The organism is Sphingomonas sp., from assembly GCF_051962185.1.
Taxonomy (GTDB): domain Bacteria; phylum Pseudomonadota; class Alphaproteobacteria; order Sphingomonadales; family Sphingomonadaceae; genus Sphingomonas.
Genome location: NZ_JBQCCN010000324.1, coordinates 12,787 through 28,970 on the forward strand (window position 1 = coordinate 12,787; position 16,184 = coordinate 28,970).

16 protein-coding genes are annotated in these 16,184 nt (G+C 65.8%); 6 read left to right on the forward strand and 10 right to left on the reverse strand.

Annotation, left to right across the window (positions count from 1 at the left end; translation table 11 throughout):
* Nucleotides 1–20 precede the first annotated feature (20 nt).
* The gene (locus ACTHJR_RS19935; protein ID WP_440525170.1) at nt 21–656 is read left to right on the forward strand and encodes a retropepsin-like aspartic protease family protein; all 636 of its coding nucleotides are present in this window, start codon (nt 21–23) and stop codon (nt 654–656) included.
* Between the two features lie 113 nt (nt 657–769).
* Here ACTHJR_RS19935 and ACTHJR_RS19940 read toward each other — a convergent pair whose 3' ends face one another.
* Both ACTHJR_RS19940 and ACTHJR_RS19945 read right to left on the reverse strand, forming a co-directional pair.
* Nucleotides 770–1,558 (reverse strand): SDR family oxidoreductase, encoded by a 789-nt coding sequence (locus ACTHJR_RS19940; protein WP_440525171.1) that lies wholly within the window; start codon nt 1,556–1,558, stop codon nt 770–772.
* Between the two features lie 129 nt (nt 1,559–1,687).
* The gene (locus ACTHJR_RS19945; RefSeq protein WP_440525184.1) at nt 1,688–2,833 is read right to left on the reverse strand and encodes an acyl-CoA dehydrogenase family protein; all 1,146 of its coding nucleotides are present in this window, start codon (nt 2,831–2,833) and stop codon (nt 1,688–1,690) included.
* 233 nt (nt 2,834–3,066) lie between these two features.
* Between ACTHJR_RS19945 and ACTHJR_RS19950 the strand changes: the two genes are divergently transcribed.
* The 3 genes from ACTHJR_RS19950 (at nt 3,067) to ACTHJR_RS19960 (ending at nt 6,133) form a co-directional block, all read left to right on the forward strand.
* Nucleotides 3,067–3,897 carry an SDR family NAD(P)-dependent oxidoreductase gene (locus ACTHJR_RS19950; RefSeq protein WP_440525185.1) on the forward strand — a complete coding sequence of 277 codons (831 nt, stop codon included), beginning with the start codon at nt 3,067–3,069 and terminating at the stop codon, nt 3,895–3,897.
* Complete coding sequence (locus tag ACTHJR_RS19955; protein ID WP_440525172.1) at nt 3,894–5,351, forward strand: MFS transporter; 1,458 nt, start codon at nt 3,894–3,896, stop codon at nt 5,349–5,351. The genes ACTHJR_RS19950 and ACTHJR_RS19955 overlap by 4 nt, the downstream gene beginning before the upstream one ends.
* A 218-nt stretch (nt 5,352–5,569) precedes the next feature.
* Entirely contained in the window at nt 5,570–6,133 is a 564-nt protein-coding gene (locus tag ACTHJR_RS19960) for a CHAP domain-containing protein (RefSeq protein WP_440525173.1), read from the forward strand.
* A gap of 184 nt (nt 6,134–6,317) precedes the next feature.
* Here the strand turns inward: ACTHJR_RS19960 and msrB are convergent, their stop codons facing one another.
* From msrB to ACTHJR_RS19980, 4 genes are all read right to left on the reverse strand, one after another.
* A complete protein-coding gene (gene msrB / locus ACTHJR_RS19965) occupies nt 6,318–6,809 on the reverse strand; it encodes a peptide-methionine (R)-S-oxide reductase MsrB (protein WP_440525174.1) in 492 nt (163 codons plus the stop codon).
* A 289-nt stretch (nt 6,810–7,098) separates the two neighbouring features.
* Nucleotides 7,099–8,340 carry a cytochrome P450 gene (locus tag ACTHJR_RS19970; RefSeq protein WP_440525186.1) on the reverse strand — a complete coding sequence of 414 codons (1,242 nt, stop codon included), beginning with the start codon at nt 8,338–8,340 and terminating at the stop codon, nt 7,099–7,101.
* A 91-nt stretch (nt 8,341–8,431) separates the two neighbouring features.
* Nucleotides 8,432–9,667 carry an ABC transporter permease gene (locus ACTHJR_RS19975; protein WP_440525175.1) on the reverse strand — a complete coding sequence of 412 codons (1,236 nt, stop codon included), beginning with the start codon at nt 9,665–9,667 and terminating at the stop codon, nt 8,432–8,434.
* A complete protein-coding gene (locus ACTHJR_RS19980) occupies nt 9,664–10,596 on the reverse strand; it encodes an ABC transporter ATP-binding protein (RefSeq protein WP_440525176.1) in 933 nt (310 codons plus the stop codon). The genes ACTHJR_RS19975 and ACTHJR_RS19980 overlap by 4 nt, the downstream gene beginning before the upstream one ends.
* A gap of 41 nt (nt 10,597–10,637) precedes the next feature.
* On the opposite strand from ACTHJR_RS19980, the gene queG reads away from it, so the two are divergent.
* Nucleotides 10,638–11,705 (forward strand): tRNA epoxyqueuosine(34) reductase QueG, encoded by a 1,068-nt coding sequence (queG, locus tag ACTHJR_RS19985; protein WP_440525177.1) that lies wholly within the window; start codon nt 10,638–10,640, stop codon nt 11,703–11,705.
* 71 nt (nt 11,706–11,776) lie between these two features.
* Here the strand turns inward: queG and ACTHJR_RS19990 are convergent, their stop codons facing one another.
* Nucleotides 11,777–12,151, reverse strand: coding sequence for a hypothetical protein (locus ACTHJR_RS19990; RefSeq protein WP_440525178.1), 375 nt, complete (start codon nt 12,149–12,151; stop codon nt 11,777–11,779).
* Nucleotides 12,148–12,828 carry an EI24 domain-containing protein gene (locus ACTHJR_RS19995; protein ID WP_440525179.1) on the reverse strand — a complete coding sequence of 227 codons (681 nt, stop codon included), beginning with the start codon at nt 12,826–12,828 and terminating at the stop codon, nt 12,148–12,150. Before ACTHJR_RS19995 ends, ACTHJR_RS19990 begins: the two co-directional genes overlap by 4 nt.
* Before the next feature lie 62 nt (nt 12,829–12,890).
* On the opposite strand from ACTHJR_RS19995, the gene ACTHJR_RS20000 reads away from it, so the two are divergent.
* Nucleotides 12,891–13,889 carry an adenosine kinase gene (locus ACTHJR_RS20000; protein WP_440525180.1) on the forward strand — a complete coding sequence of 333 codons (999 nt, stop codon included), beginning with the start codon at nt 12,891–12,893 and terminating at the stop codon, nt 13,887–13,889.
* Between the two features lie 91 nt (nt 13,890–13,980).
* Here the strand turns inward: ACTHJR_RS20000 and ACTHJR_RS20005 are convergent, their stop codons facing one another.
* Both ACTHJR_RS20005 and ACTHJR_RS20010 read right to left on the reverse strand, forming a co-directional pair.
* Complete coding sequence (locus ACTHJR_RS20005) at nt 13,981–15,567, reverse strand: amino acid permease (RefSeq protein ID WP_440525181.1); 1,587 nt, start codon at nt 15,565–15,567, stop codon at nt 13,981–13,983.
* A gap of 364 nt (nt 15,568–15,931) precedes the next feature.
* A partial coding sequence (locus ACTHJR_RS20010; protein WP_440525182.1) for an HIT domain-containing protein occupies nt 15,932–16,184 on the reverse strand: 253 nt, incomplete at its 5' end.

Sequence of the window (16,184 nt, forward strand, 5' to 3'; positions counted from 1 at the left end):
CCTCATGGCAGGTGATGCGTATGGCTGATGCATTCGGTGGTTCGATGCCGCTTTACCTGCTGATCGGCGGCGTGATCGTGCTGATGCTGCTCGCGCGGCGTGTCCGCGTCGTCGGGCGGCTGTTGTCGCTGACCGCGCTGGTCGTCTCGCTCGGATTGATCGTCATGCTGGTCGGCGAGCGCGGGCGGTTCGACCCGATGTTCGCGCGGGTCGCGAAGATCCTCCATCTCGACCAGGGGCAACAGGTCGTTGGCAAGGAAATGCGCGTGCCGATGGCCAATGACGGCCATTTCTGGGTCACGGTCAAATTCGGGGGCGTCGAGCGTCACATGCTGGTCGACAGCGGCGCGACGGTGACGGCACTGTCGAGCGAAACCGCGCAAGCGGCGGGGCTCCGGCCCAGCCCCAGCCCGTTTCCGATGATCATCCAGACCGCCAATGGCTCCGTCCGCGCCGAAACCGCGACGGTGCCCGAACTGCGGATCGGCAACATCGTCGCGCGCGATCTTCCGGTCGTCACCTCGCCGGCGTTCGGCGACATGGACGTGATCGGGATGAACTTCCTGTCGCGGCTGAAGAGCTGGCGCGTCGAGAGCCGGACGCTGATCCTGACGCCGAACCATCCGCAGGAAGTGGGCAGGGGGACGACGACCTAAGCCCGCGTCGCTCCGCATCGAACCATGGGCATTGGCTCGGTTTGTCCGCACCCAATCCCCAACCGTCACCCCGGCACAAGGCCGGGTGACGACATAGGAGTGGCGGTGGTCCGCTAAGCGTCGATCGACGTGCCCAACTGCGCGTTGACCAGGCCGCCGTCGACCACCAGCGTATCGCCAACGACATAATCCGATGCGCGGCTTGCCAGGAAGATCGCGGCGCCGGCCATGTCCTCGTCGGTGCCGATGCGGCGCATCGGGATGCCCTTGGCGACCTCGTCGCCGTGGTCGCGCGCGGCGCGGTTCATCTCGCTGGCGAAAGCGCCGGGAGCGAGGCTGGTGACGATGATCGCGTCCTTGATCAGCCGCGCGGCCATGCGCTTGGTCAGATAGATCAGCGCCGATTTCGAGGCGTGATAGCTATACGTCTCCCACGGATTGAGCCGTAGGCCGTCGATCGAGGTGATGTTGATGACCTTCGACGGCTTGTCGTAGCTCGCCCGCGCCTTGAGCATGCCGTGCAGCGCTTGGGTCAGGAAGAAGGGGGACTTGACGTTGAGGTTCATCACCTTGTCCCAACCGCTCTCCGGGAATTCCTCGAACGGCACGCCCCAGGCGGCACCGGCATTGTTGACCAGGATGTCGAGATGGTCCTCATGCTCGGCCAGCTTGGCGGCGAGCGCCTTGCAGCCCTCGACGGTCGAAACGTCCATCGGCAGCGGGATGCAATTGGGCCCGAGCTCGGCCGCGGTCTCCTCGCAGGCGGGGGCCTTGCGCGAGGAAATGTACACCTTGGCGCCCTGAGCGATGTAGCCGGCCGCGATCATCTTGCCGATGCCGCGCGATCCCCCGGTGATCAGCGCGACGCGCCCCTCGAGGCTGAAGAATTTGCTGGTGTCCATATATCTCTCCCGTTCCCGAAAAACCGTCATCCCAGCGCAAGCTGGGATCTCGTGCCGCAGGCGGCACCGTCGTCGCGCCGTCGCATGAGACCCCAGCTTGCGCTGGGGTGACGGCTATGTTTTGGCGGCCTATCCCCCGCGCTTCAGCGTCTCGCGCGCGATGATCAGTTGCTGGATCTGGCTGGTGCCTTCGTAGATGCGGAACAGCCGGACGTCGCGGTACAGCCGTTCGATACCGTAATCGGCGATATAGCCCGCGCCGCCGTAGATCTGCACCGCACGGTCGGCGACGCGACCGACCATCTCGCTGGCGAAATACTTGGCGGCCGCGGATTCGAGCACGACATCCTTGCCCGCGTCCTTCGCCGCTGCGGTTTCGAGCACCAGCGCGCGGGCGGCGAGTGCCTCGGTCTTGGAATCGGCGATCATCGCCTGGATCAACTGATGCTCGGCGATGGCTTTTCCAAATTGCTTACGATCATTGGCATAAGCGACGCTATCGGCGATCAGCCGCTCGGCGACGCCGATGCACACCGCCGAGATGTGCAGCCGCCCGCGATCGAGCACGCGCATCGCGATCTTGAAGCCTTCGCCTTCCGCGCCCAGCCGGTTCTCGACCGGCACGATCACGTCGTCGAAAATGACGTCGGCGACCTTGGCGCCTTTCTGCCCCATCTTCTTCTCGGGCTCGCCGATCGACACGCCGGCGAGCGTGCGCGGGACCAGGAACGCCGAGACGCCGCGCCCCCCGGGTTCGTCGCCGGTCCGCGCCATCACGGTGAACAGATCGGCCTTGTCGGCATTGGTGATGAAGCGCTTGGTCCCCGACAGCCGATAGGCCTGCCCGTCCCAAACCGCCTTGGTCTTCACCGCGCCCGAATCGGACCCGACATCGGGCTCGGTCAGCGCGAAGCTGGTGATCACCTCGCCGCTTGCGATCCGCGGCAGCCATTCGGCCTTCTGGGCGTCGTTGCCGGCCATGACGAGGCCCTGGCTGCCGATCCCGACATTGGTGCCGAAGCTCGAACGGAAGGCGGGGGTGGTGCGGCCCAGCTCGATCGCGACCCTGACCTCCTCGAGCATGGTCAGGCCGAGCCCGCCGAATTCCTCGGCGATCGACAGGCCGAACAGGCCCATCTCCTTCATTTCGCGGATGACGTCGTCGGGAATTGCGTCATTGGCCTCGACCTCGGCCTCGAGCGGGCGCAGCCGCTCGGCGACGAAACGCCGCACGGTGTCGATCAGCGCGTCGAAGGTTTCGGCGTCGAGCGCCATGCCATTCTCTCCCCACGTCCAATTCGTCATGCCGGACCCGTCCCGGCATCCAACGCGCCGCGACGGTCGGAGTCCGTCGTGGAGGGTTGGACCCCGGCACACGGCCGGGGTGACGGTTGGTAAATGGGGCGAGCGTTTCTCACAATATAAAACAAACCGAAAATTCGAAAACGGCGATTGACCCGTATTCCGCCCCCTATATGCTGTCCGAAAAATACATGCAGGAGAATGGAATGCGGTTTCAGGGCAAGCGCGCCGTCGTCACCGGCGGCGCCTCCGGCATCGGGCGTGCGACCGCGCTGCGGCTGGCAGAGGAAGGCGCCGAAGTCCTGATCGGCGATCTGGATGTAGGGGGCGGGCAAGAGCTCGCCGAGACCTCGAACGGCCGCATCCGCTTTCAAAAGACCGACGTGACCGAGGTCGCCGATATCCAGGCGCTGATGGCGGCCGCCGATGCCGCGGGCGGCCTCGACGTGGTGTTCAACAATGCCGGCGCCGCGGGATCGCGCGACAAGATCGACGAAATCTCGCCGGACGATTGGGACCGCACGATGAACCTGTTGCTGCGCTCGGTGGCGATGGGCATCCGTTATGCCGCGCCGCTGATGGCGAAGCGCGGCGGCGGCGCGATCGTCAACACGTCGAGCGTGTCGGCTCTCGGCAGCGGCTATGCGCCGACGGCCTATTCGACCGCCAAGGCCGGCGTGCTGCATCTGACCAAGATGGCGGCGGCGGACCTCGCCAAGCATCGCATCCGCGTCAATGCGGTGGTGCCGGGCTTCATCACCACCAACATCTTCACCTCGGCGCTCGGCCTCGAAGGCGCGGTGCGCGACCAGGTCAACGGCGTCATCGCCCAGACCGCGGCGAACGCGCAGCCGGTGCAGCGCGCCGGCCGGCCCGAGGATATCGCCGCCGCCGTCGCCTATCTGGCGAGCGACGACGCGAGCTTCGTCACCGGCACCCACATCCTGGTCGACGGCGGCATGCTGATCGGCACGCGCGCGAGCTGGGACGAAAGCATTCCCGGGCTATTCTCGTCGCTGGAGGCCGCGGCCTCGTGAGCGGGACCGCGACGCCGCCGGTGCGCCGGCTCTCGGGCTGGACCACGGCGAGTTACGGGTTCGGATCGGTGGCCTACGGCGTCAAGGATGCCGGCTTCGGCACCTTCCTGCTGATCTTCTACAATCAGGTAATCGGGCTCGACGCCTCGGTGGTCGGGCTCATCATCTTCCTGGCCCTGGTCTGCGACGCGTTCGTCGATCCGTTGATCGGCGTGCTGTCGGATCGCACAAGGGGGAGGTGGGGGCGGCGACATCCCTGGATGTATTCGGCGGCGCTGCCGATCGCGATCGGCTGGCTGCTGCTGTGGAACCCGCCGCATCTCGGCGGAGGGGCGATGCTCGCCTGGCTGTTCGCGACCGCGGTCGTCGTGCGCAGTGCGGTCAGCTGCTACGAAGTGCCCTCGCAGGCACTGACGCCGGAACTCACCGCCGATTATGACGAACGGACGCGGATCACCTCCTATCGCTACCTGTTCGGTTGGGCGGGAGGGCTGGCGATCCTGTTGCTGGCCTATGGAGTGTTCCTGACCCCGAGCCCAGCCTATCCCAACGGATTGCTCAATCGGACGGGCTATAGCCATTTGTCGATCGCCAGCGCGGTGATCATGGCGGTCGCCATCCTGGCATCGGCCTGGGGCACGCATCATGAGATCGCGCGATTGCCCAAGACCGCGTTGAGCGGCCAGACGCTCGGCCAAGCCTTTCGCGAACTATGGGAAACGGTGCGCAATCGCGGCTTTGTGATCCTGATGTTGGCGGGGGTCTGCGCCTATACCAATCAGGGCATCAGTTACGCGCTGTCCAACTACACCTACAATTACATCTGGGAGTTCCAATCCTGGACGTTGCGGCTGCTGCCGTTCGCGCTGATGGCCGGGGCCGCGCTCGCTTTCGTCATCGCGCCGGCCGTCGGCAAGCGCACCAGCAAGCCGCGCGCGGCGATGGCGTTCGTCTTGTCGGCGGTGGTGCTCCACACGCTGCCGTACTGGCTGCGGTTCGCCGGCGCCCTGCCGCCACCGGGAAGCACGGCTTTGGTCATGCTGCTACTGCCGATCTTCATCGTCGCGACCGCGCTCAGCGTCTCGTCGTTCATTCTTGGCGCCTCGATGATGGCCGACGTGGTCGAGGATTCGGAAGCGCGGACCGGACGCCGCTCGGAAGGTGTCTATTTCGCCGGATCGTTCTTCGTTCAGAAATGCACGTCGGGGCTCGGCATCATGATCGTCGGTCAATTGCTCGACCTCGTCGCTTTTCCAAAAGGAGCCAAGCAGGGGATGGTGCCGGTCGCGGTGATCGATCATCTTACGATGGCCTATATCGCGATCTACGGAACGCTCGCGATCATCGCCGCCTTGCTGTTCGCCAAATTCCCGTTCGGCCGCCAGGAGCACGAGGCGCGACTGGCGCGAATGACCGCGGCAGCGGAAGCGGAAGGCGCCCCGCACGCTCCCTGATCGGATCTGACACCGGTGGCGATTCGCGGGTTTTCCGACACAAAATATGGGAGTCGGGCGTGCGCCAGCGGCCGGCGCGACACCGTATTTGGGCATTCACCGGTGACGAAACACAGTTCGTCGTGAAAGGTTCCATTCGTCGCCGCGCGAGGGTTCCCATGTCGATTTTGTCCACCTAACCCACCATCAACAGTTCAACGGACCTTTTGGGGGGTCGCATGAAATTTGGTGGTTTGGCAGCGCGTTTCGCGCTGGTGGCGCTCTGCGCCCTGGCGACGACGGTGCCGGCTCAGGCTCGGTTCTGGCAGTGCGCTCCTTACGCCCGCGAGATTTCGGGTATTCAGATTTTCGGCAACGCCAACACCTGGTGGTCGCAGGCCGCCGGCAAGTACGAGCGCGGCAACACGCCCAAGGTCGGCTCGGTGCTCGCTTTCTCCTCGACCAGCCGCATGCGGCTCGGCCACGTCGCGATGGTGTCGGCGATCGTCAACGACCGCGAGGTTCTGCTGACTCACGCCAACTGGTCGCATCGCGGCGGCGTCGAATACAACGTTCGCGCCGTCGACGTGTCGCCCGAGGGCGATTGGAGCGAAGTGAAGGTCTGGTACGGCCCGAACGGCGATCTCGGCACCTCGGTCTATCCGACCAAAGGCTTCATCTACGCCAATGGCGCGCCGAAGGTCGACAATGACGACGACCAGATGGACGTGAAGGCCCGCACCCAGACGATCGCGACGATCGCTCCGGTCGGTGCCCGCGGCGTGATCGGCGTCCGCGACTGAGCGGCGACGCGTAGGACCGACCAAGAGTTCTGATCTACGCCTCCCCGGCGAAGGCCGGGGCCCAATTTCGATGGAAGTCGAGATGGCGCCGCGCCGTCGCGAACCCATGGCGACTGGGCCCCGGCCTTCGCCGGGAAGCGTGTTTTCGGCCTGGTCGAACGACCTTTTTTCGTCAGTCCGCCGCCTACGCCTTGCCCGGCGTGAAGTTCATCGCCGCGCCGTTCATGCAATAGCGCAGCCCGGTCGGCTTCGGCCCGTCATCGAACACATGGCCGAGATGCCCGCCGCAGCGGCGGCAATGCACTTCGGTCCGCGACATGCCCAGCGTGCTGTCGGTGCGCGTCTGCACCGCGTTCCTGAGCGGGGCCCAGAAGCTCGGCCAGCCGGTCCCGCTCTCGAACTTGGTCTTCGACGAATAGAGCGGCAGGCCGCAGCCCTTGCACGAGAAGATGCCGGCGCGATGCTCGTTGTTGAGCGGACTGGTGAAGGGCGTCTCGGTCGCCTCGTGCCGCAGCACCTGGTACGACAGGGCGGGCAGGCGCTTGCGCCATTCGGCATCGCTCAACTGGAATTCGAACTTGGCCGCCGGCGCGGGCGCGGCGCGGCAGCCGCCGAACAGCATCGTCGCGGCGCCGGTGCCGGCGAGCGTCAGGAAATGGCGGCGGTCGAACGTCATCGTACGGACTCCATCGATGGGACGGATATAGGTACGCGCGGACGGTTTGTCCGGATGCGGGGTTGTTTTCGAACTGGGTTTGGAGAAGCACACGGCGATACGAGCGGCAATGCCACGCTCCCCCCGTCACCCCGGCCTTGTGCCGGGGGTCCAATGGGCGGCTTGCGCGGTGGCAGGAGGCTCAAGGACCGCGCCTCGGGCTCCGTGGATCCTGGCACAAGGCCGGGATGACGACCTTGGCCAGCGCGCTACATTCGCAAGCGCTGGCCTATGGTCTTCGTCACAGCCCTCAATATTTGCTGATTTCCACCGGCAGCTTGCGATAGCCGTGGACGAAGCAGGCCGAGACGCGGGTCGGCTCACCGAGCACGTTCACGCGCATCCGGCGCTTGGCCATTTCCTCGAGCAGCACGCTGATCTGGAGTTCCGCCAGCCGCGCGCCGACGCAGCGGTGGATGCCGTGGCCGAACGCCAGGTGACGCCGCGCATTGGGGCGATCGACGACGATATTGTCGGCATCCTCGCCGAACACGCTCTCGTCGCGATTGGCCGAGAGGTACCAGAGCGCGAGCTTGTCGCCTTCCTTGATCTGCTGGCCGTTCAGCTCGTAATCCTGCGTCGCGGTGCGGCGCATGTGCGCGAGCGGGGTCTGCCAGCGCACGATCTCCTGCACCGCATTGGGGATCAGTTCCGGGTTCGCTTCGAGCTTGGCGCGCTCGTCGGGGAACAGGTCGAGGCCATAGGCCGCCGCCGACATCGAATTGCGCGTCGTGTCGTTGCCGCCGACGATCAGCAGGATGAGATTCCCGAGGAATTCATATTGGTCCATCTCGGCCATCGCGTCCGAATGGATCATCATGCTGATCAGGTCGGGCGTCGGCTCCTTGCCGACCTTCTGATTCCAGAGATTCTGGAAATAGGCGCCGCATTCGAACATGTGCTGCAGGCGTTCGGCGCGTAGCTCGGGCGTCTTGACCAGCTCGATGTCGCCCGCCCAATCGGACCAGAACGTCAGCTTGCGCCTATCCTCCCAGGGGAAATCGAACAGGATCGCGAGCATCTGCGTGGTCAGCTCGATCGACACCGTGTCGACCCAGTCGAACTCCTTGCCATAGGGGAGGGTGTCGAGAATCTCGGCGGTGCGGCGGACGATGTCCTCCTTCATCCGCACCATCTCGCTGGGCGTGAAGGCGGGGGCGACGGTGCGGCGCTGGCCGGTATGCTTGGGCCGGTCCATCGCGATGAACATCGGCATGCGGATGTCGCTCTCGGGCAGGAAGTCGGCGATCGTGATGCCCCCCGCTTCCGACGAGAAGATCTCGGGCAAGGATTCGACTTCGAGGATGGGCTTGTAGGTCGAGATCGACCAATAGGGGCCGAAGTCCGAATGCTCGACCTTGTGCACCGGCGCTTCGGCGCGAAGCTTGCGGAACGGCTCCTGCCAGACATCGTCGCGATAGAGTTCGGCGCGGCTCACGTCGAGCGGATCGACCGGGCCGTCATATTTGAAGGTCGGCCCCTTCGCTATCATCTCGGTCAATTCGGCCTGAGTCGCCATGCCCACTCTCCCATATATGAGCGCAGGCAAGCCTATACTTACATAGATGTCAATAGTGATGCGATCAGCCGGCGGGGGCGGGCGCCCGCTTGCGTTTGGGCCCGTCGCCCGACTTGAGCACGCCGCGCCGGAACCAGCGTGCACCGAACGAGATGACCAGCGACACCCATAGCAATTGCCACAGGATCGCGATGGCATGCGGCCACAATTCGGGCGAGTTGGCGGCGTGCGCCGCCATCGCCATAGGCGAGCTGAACGGGAAGATCTCGGCGATCCAGGCAATCGTACCGCCGGGGTGGCTGGCCGCCGCCGTCGACATGCCGACATTGGCCATCTGAACGATCGTCATCGGCAGCGCCATCATCTGCAGCTCGCGCTGGGTCGAGGCCTGGGCTCCGAGGATCAGATAGACTGCCCCGATCAACAGATACGACATCACGAAATAGGCCAGGAACAGCAAGGCGAAGGCCGGTTTGCCGACGGCCGGCGCGACCTGCGCGAGGTTCGCCGCCCAGCCGGCGGGCAACACCGCCGACACTTGGCTGGCGACCGTTCCCCAGAAACCGACGAACAGCAAAGCGACGCCGAACATGCCGATCAATTTGCCGAAGAATACCGATTCGAGCGGCACCGCCGCGGCCAGCACCTCGACCACCTTGTTGCTGCGCTCCTCGGCCATCGTGCCCATCGTCAGACCAGCGAGGAACAGGGTCAGCAGGAAGATCGCCATGACCGCGAACAATGCCGCGGCGCTATGGCCGGTGGCGGTCACTTCGGTCCGCACGATCGCGGTCTTGGTCGGCGCGCTGAGCGGCGCGGTCGAGCCCAGTTTCTGCGCGCGCATGACCTGTTCGGCGAGGCCGGCGAGGTAATCGGCCTCGTCGCGCCCGCTATTGCCGTAGAGAATCGTCGGCTTGTCGAGCGGGCCGTAGAGCGCCGCGTCGACGTCGCCGCTCCGGTCCAGCACCACCGCGCGCGCCTGCGCCGCGGGATTGCCGTCTGGCGTCAGCACGTCGAGCGGGGGCGGGATGGCGCCGCGCCCGAATACCTTGCGCAACTGTCGATCGGTGGCCACGATCGCCGCCGCCTGGTCGGGCGCGGCGACGACGACGATCCGCGCGCGGTCGGCCGCGCCCTGCGCCATGCTCGACGCGCCGAACCCGCCGGCGGCGCCGAACAGGATCGTGAACATCGGCGACATCAGGAAGATCAGGAAGGTCGGGGTAAACACGGTGGCGATGAAGTCGCGCCGCGCCACGGTCAGCGCCTGGCGCAGCGCGCGCCGGAAATTGCGGGTCATCGCAGCACCTCCGCTTCGGACTGGGCGATCGCTTCGGCGCCGACGATCTTGACGAAAGCGTCGTGCAGCCCGGGCCGTTCGATCGACAGGCCGGCGACGCCGAAACCCGATTGGGTCAGTTTGAGCAGCAGCGCCTCGACTCCGTCATCGGCCACCGGGAACACCCAGTCGCGGCCGTTGTGCTGCGCATCGGCGGGCAGGATCGCCGCCACCTCGGGCCCGTCGCGCTCGGGCTGGTAATGCGCGCGCATCGGCAGCAGCGCGCGCGCGTCGGCGACGGTGCCTTCGAACCGGCGCTTGCCGCCGGCGATGATCGCCAGCCGGTCACACAGCCGCTCGGCATGCGCCATGACATGGGTCGAGAACAACACCGTGGCGCCGCGCGCCGCCTCGGCGCGAATCAGGCGCTCGAGCCCTTCCTGGTTGACCGGGTCGAGGCCCGAAAAGGGCTCGTCGAGCACCAAAAGGTCGGGCTGGTGGACGACCGAGCCGAGCAACTGGATAAGTTGCGCCATGCCCTTCGACAATTTGCGGATCTTGAAATCGACCGCATAGCCCAGGCCCGCCTGCTCCATCAGCGCGACCGCACGCTTGCGCCCGACCGACCAGGGCAGGCCGCGCAGCGCCCCCATGAACGCGATCGCTTCGCGCGCCTTCATTTGCGGATAGAGGCCGCGCTCCTCGGGCAGATAGCCGACATGATCGCTCGCCTCGCGCGGGCGGTCGTAGCCGAGCAGGGTGCGCTCGCCCTCGTCGGGCTCGATGATGCCGAGCAGCATCCGCAGGGTCGTCGTCTTGCCCGCGCCATTGGGCCCGAGCACGCCATAGATCGTTCCCGTCGGGACGGCGAGGTCGACGCCGTCGACCACGCGTCGGCCGCCGAACTTCTTGACGAGGCCGTGGGCGGTGACGGCCAGAGATTGAGACACGCGACCTCCCTCGACTGGTTCGTCCGTGGTAGCGGGGCGGGGTGACGGAAGACAAGCCATTCGAGGATCGCCTGCGGGGAGAGGAATTAAAGCTGGGTTTCGCTGCGGTCGGCATCGCGCGTGCCGACGCCGCGCCGCGCTCGGGCGAGCGGCTCCGGCAATGGCTGGCGGAGGGTCGGCATGGCGACATGATCTGGATGGAGGAGCGCGCGCACCATCGCGCCACACCCGCCGGCCTGTGGCCCGAGGTCAGGAGCGTGATCGCCTTGGGCATGAGTTATGCGCCGGGACGCGACCCGCTGGCGCTGGCGGGAGAGGGCGATCGCGGGCGGATCTCGGTCTATGCGCAGGGCAGCGATTATCACGAGCTCGTCAAGCGCACGCTGAAGGCGCTGGCGCGCTGGATCGTGGCGGAAGCGCCGGGCAGCGACCTCAAGGTATTCGTCGACACGGCGCCGGTAATGGAAAAGCCGCTGGCCGAGGCGGCGGGACTGGGCTGGCAGGGTAAACACACCAATCTGGTCAGCCGCGATCATGGCAGCTGGCTGTTCCTGGGCGCGATCTACACCACACTCGATCTGTCGCCGGACCGTGCGGGGCGCGATCGCTGCGGATCGTGCGATGCCTGCCAGCGCGCGTGCCCGACCGACGCTTTCCCGGCGCCCTATCGGCTCGATGCGCGGCGCTGCATCTCGTACCTGACGATCGAGCACAAGGGACCGGTGCCCGAGGAATTCCGCGCCGCGCTCGGCAACCGCATCTATGGCTGCGACGATTGCCTGGCGGTGTGCCCGTGGAACAAGTTCGCGGCCGCGGCAGCAGCGAACCGGGCGTTCTTTCCGCGGGCGGAACTGGTCGCACCGGCTTTGGCCGACCTGCTCGCGCTCGACGATCCGGGATTCCGGCAAATATTCTCGGGCTCGCCGATCAAGCGGATCGGGCGCGATCGCCTAGTGCGCAATGCCGCTTATGCCGCGGGGAATAGCGGGGATGCAGCGTTGATACCGGCGCTGGAGGCGCTGCGGGACGATGAGTCGGAAGTGGTGCGTGACGCAGTCGGGTGGGCGCTTGTTAAACTAAATTCCCCTCCCGTTCACGGGAGGGGTTAGGGGAGGGCGTGTTCGAAGGCTGACCCGTGATAAGCCCTCCCCCAGCCCCTCCCGTAAACGGGAGGGGAGTTTTACTTCCCGCCACCCCGCCGTTCCAGCGCCGACACGCAACTCGCCCGGTCGATCGGGCTCCCGTCCGGCTGCCGCGTATCGATATACGTCACTTTCGGCTCGCCGTTCTTGCTCGGATAGAGATAGGTATCGAGCACGCAGAACGTGCCCTGGAACTGCAGCTTGCGCGCGGTGCCTTCGCGGATGTCGGCGTCTGGCGAGCCGAACAATTGGGTCAGACCGGCGGCATTCTGCCCTATCACCCGCTCGAGCCCGGTGGTCGACATGGGCGGCGCCTTGACCACGCTGCTCGGGGTCGCCGGCCGTGCCATCGTAGTCTCGCCGCAGCCGGCGAGCAGCAGCCCCAATCCCGCCACCGCCAATAACCGCTTCATGCTCTTCTCCCGTGAAACAGGTGCGCCGCCATCGCAGCGCCCAGGATCGGCGCGAACAGATTGACCACGGGCACGCTCAGCAGCGCCGACACGATCACGCCCAATTCCCAGCGCGACCAGCGCGTCGTGGCGCGCCATGCCTTCATCTCGCCCGCTGCGATGTGCCGCACCGCGACCATCTCGCCCAGATCGACGCCCAGCAACCAGCCATTGGCGGCGAAGAACAGCAATGGCGTGCCGAAACCGGTCACGAGGAGCACAATATAAGCCGGGGCGAGAACGATATTGACCGCTAATGCACGCCCCGCCGAAGCCAGCCCCATCCGCAGCGAGCGGGCGAACGGAAGGTCATGCGCGCTCGCCAGCGCCTGCGGATAATGTTTGCGCTCGACCGCCACCACTATCCGATCGCCGAACAAGTCGATGACCGCGACCGCGATCGCGCGGAACAATACCCAGCCGAACAGGAAGGTCGCGACGAACTCGCCGATCAGCGCGAACTCTGCCGCATCCTGGCCCCAGCCGAGCTGGTCGATGAACAGCCATTGCGTGCCGAACCACAGCCCCGCACCCAGCAGGAGGAAGATCAGCAGCGTCAGCCCGATCGATTTCAGGAAGACGCGCAGGATCGCGGGATCGGTGAGCTGGCCGAGCGACAGGAGGAAGGCGCGGATCATCGTTGCTTCTGTCTAGCGGCGGCGATACGGGGCGGCCAACCCATTTCCCGGAGATTTGTATCTTGACCAGCCCCACCTACGATGTGGTCGCGATCGGCAATGCCATCGTCGACATCCTTTCGCAGTCGACCGACGAGTTCATCACGGCCGAGGGCATGACCAAGGGATCGATGGCGCTGATCTTCGATCCCGCAGCCGCCGACGATCTCTATTCGCGGATGGGCCCGGGGCAGGAAGTGTCGGGCGGATCGGCGGCGAACACGATCGCGGGACTCGCCGCGCTCGGCCAGCCGACCGGCTTCATCGGCCAGATCGCCGACGACCAGCTCGGCCAGGTGTTCGCGCACGACATCAAGTCGCTCGGCGTGCATTTCGCGACCCCGCCGGCGACCGGCGGCGATCCGACCGCGCGCTGCCTGATCCTGATCACGCCCGACGGCCAGCGCACGATGAACACCTTCCTCGGCGCGGCGCAATATCTGCCCGAAAGCGCGGTCGATGCCGAAACGATTGGCGCCGGCGCGATCCTCTATCTCGAAGGCTATCTGTGGAACGCCGAGCAATCGCGCGACGCGATGAAGCGCGCGATCGCGATGGCGCGTGCCGCCGGGCGCAAGGTTGCCCTGACGCTGTCGGACATCTTCGTGGTCGAAGGGCATCGCGATGAGTTCTTCGAGCTGATCGACGCCGGGCAGATCGACCTGCTGTTCGCCAATGACAACGAAGTCCGCGCGATGATGCAGACCGACGATATCGAGGCCGCGGTGAAGGACCTGGCAGCGCGCATCCCGACGCTCGTCTGCACCCATGGCCCGAACGGCGCCGAGGCGCATCATGGCGACGAGCATGCCCGCGTGCCGGCCGAGCCGGTGGACCAGGTGGTCGACACGACCGGCGCCGGCGATTTGTTCGCGGCGGGATTCCTCGCCGGTCAGGCGCAGGGCCGCGATCTCGCGACCAGCCTGCGCATGGGCGCGATCTGCGCCGCCGAATGCATCGCCCACGTCGGCCCGCGGCCGCTCGCCGACCTCAAGACGCTCGTCGCCGAGACGCGGGGCTAATTCAAAGACCCTCTCCGGGCCGCAGACGCCAAAAAACCGCGCGACCGGAGTCGCGCGACTCCGGCCCCTTCTTTTTGCCTTTACGCGGCGATCAGGGCTCCAGCGGCCGCGCCAGCTCGGGCTCGAGGTTGGGATCGTCGACGACATCGATGATGCCGCGCCCGACGTTCGACTTCCGGTAGCCATAGAGGAAGTAGAAGACCAATCCGATAGCGCTCCACACCAGGAACACCCCCTGCGACGCGCGGTCGAGGCTGATGAACAGGGTGATGCAGCCCATGATCGACAGCGGCGCGATGACCCACAGCAGCGGCGTGCGGAACGGGCGCGGACGCGACTTGTCGGTCAGGCGCAGGATCATCACGCCCAGCGACACCACCGCGAACGCGAACAGCGTGCCCGAGTTCGAGTAATCGGCGAGCGTGCCGACCGGCAGGAATGCGGCGCAGATCGCGACCACGACGCCGGTGACGATCGTGACGACCCAAGGCGTCTTGAACTTGGGATGGACCGCAGCGAGGCCGCCCGGAAGCAGCCCGTCGCGCGCCATCACGAAGAAGATGCGGGTCTGGCCGAACATCATCAGCAGCACGACGGACGGCAGCGCCAACGTCGCCGCGAGCCCGATCAACTGGCCGAAGATCGGCGACGACACTTCACGGGCGATATAGGCGAGCGCTTCCTTCGAACAGACCATCGGCGCATGCGCCGCCTGGCACGCCGCGCTGCCATAGAGCTCCGGCGCCCCGCCGGCGAAGAACTTGCCCGTGGCCGGATCGAGCAGCGGCTGCGCGCCGAACGACCCGATCACGCCGGCGGCCACCAGCAGATAGAACAGGGTGCAGATCAGCAGCGAGGCAATGAGCCCGATCGGCACATTGCGTTGCGGGTTCTTGGTTTCTTCGGCCGCGGTCGAGACCGCGTCGAAGCCGACATAAGCGAAGAAGATCGACGCGGCGGCGCCGAGTACGCCGGTCCCCGTCCCGTCGAACGGATTGCCCCAGCCGCGCGGCGTGAAGGGCTGGAAATTCGAGGTATGGCCGAAGATCATCGGTACGGTGATGATCACGAACAGCGAGAGCGCGGCGACCTTGATCGCCACGAGGACGGCGTTGACGGTCGCGCTTTCCTTGGTGCCGATCACCAGCAGCCAGGTCATCAGCGCGGTGATGAGCACCGCCGGCAGGTTGATGAATCCGCCGATTTCGCCACCCTTCAGAATGCCCCATTCGATCTTGGGACCGACCGTCAGGGCATGTGGCAGGTGCATCCCCAGACTGTCCAACAGCCCGACGATATGGCCGGACCACCCGACCGCCACCGCGCTCGCTCCGAGCGCATATTCGAGGATCAACGCCCAACCGACGAGCCAGGCCATCAGTTCGCCCATTACGGCATAGGAATAGGTATAAGCGGAGCCGGCGACCGGCACCATCGAGGCGAGTTCGGAATAACAGAGCGCCGCGAACGCGCAGACCAGGCCGGCAACGACGAACGACAGCATCATGCCCGGACCGGCCTTCTGCGCCGCGGTCGCGGTCAGCACGAAGATGCCGGTGCCGATGACGGCGCCGATGCCCAACATGGTCAGCTGAAAGGCGCCGAGCGATCGGTGCAGCGATTTTTTCTCGGCGGTCGCGAGGATCGCGTCGAGTGGTTTAACGCGGCCGAAAGACATGAATATCCAACCCCCAGAACGGTAATTTTATGTTGGCGGCGGAGCCTAGTGGCAAAACCCCGACGCGCAATCCCTTATTGGTTACAGATGCGACGAACTCAGGCGACGAAATCCGGTTTTCGCGGCACGCGCTGTGGTTGGAAGGTGGATTCACGCAAAGGCGCGAAGGCGCAAGGAGTTCGAGCAGAGGCGCAGAAGGCGCAGAGGGGAAGGCATGCTGGGCGGGCGGCTTACTCGCTGGAGATCACAGAGCCTCGCATCGCGAGGCTCATCAATTCTCGGCGATCTCTGCGCCTCTGCGCGAACCAATCTTTTCTTCGCGTCTTTGCGTGAATCAAAATATTCCGCCGGCCTCGAGATCGCCTCAGCGCGCGAGCATCGGCCCCAATGCGCGGCCGGCGAACAGGTGGACGTGGAGATGCGCGATCTCCTGATGGCCATGCAGGCCGACATTGGCGAGCAGGCGATAGCCAGGCGCGACGAGGCCGAGGTCACGCGCCACCTTGCCGACCGCGCGAACGAAGCCGGCGATTTCCGCCTCCGAGGCATGGGCGCTGAAATCGTCCCACGATACGTACGCGCCGCGCGGAATCACCAGGATATGGGTCGGCGCCTGC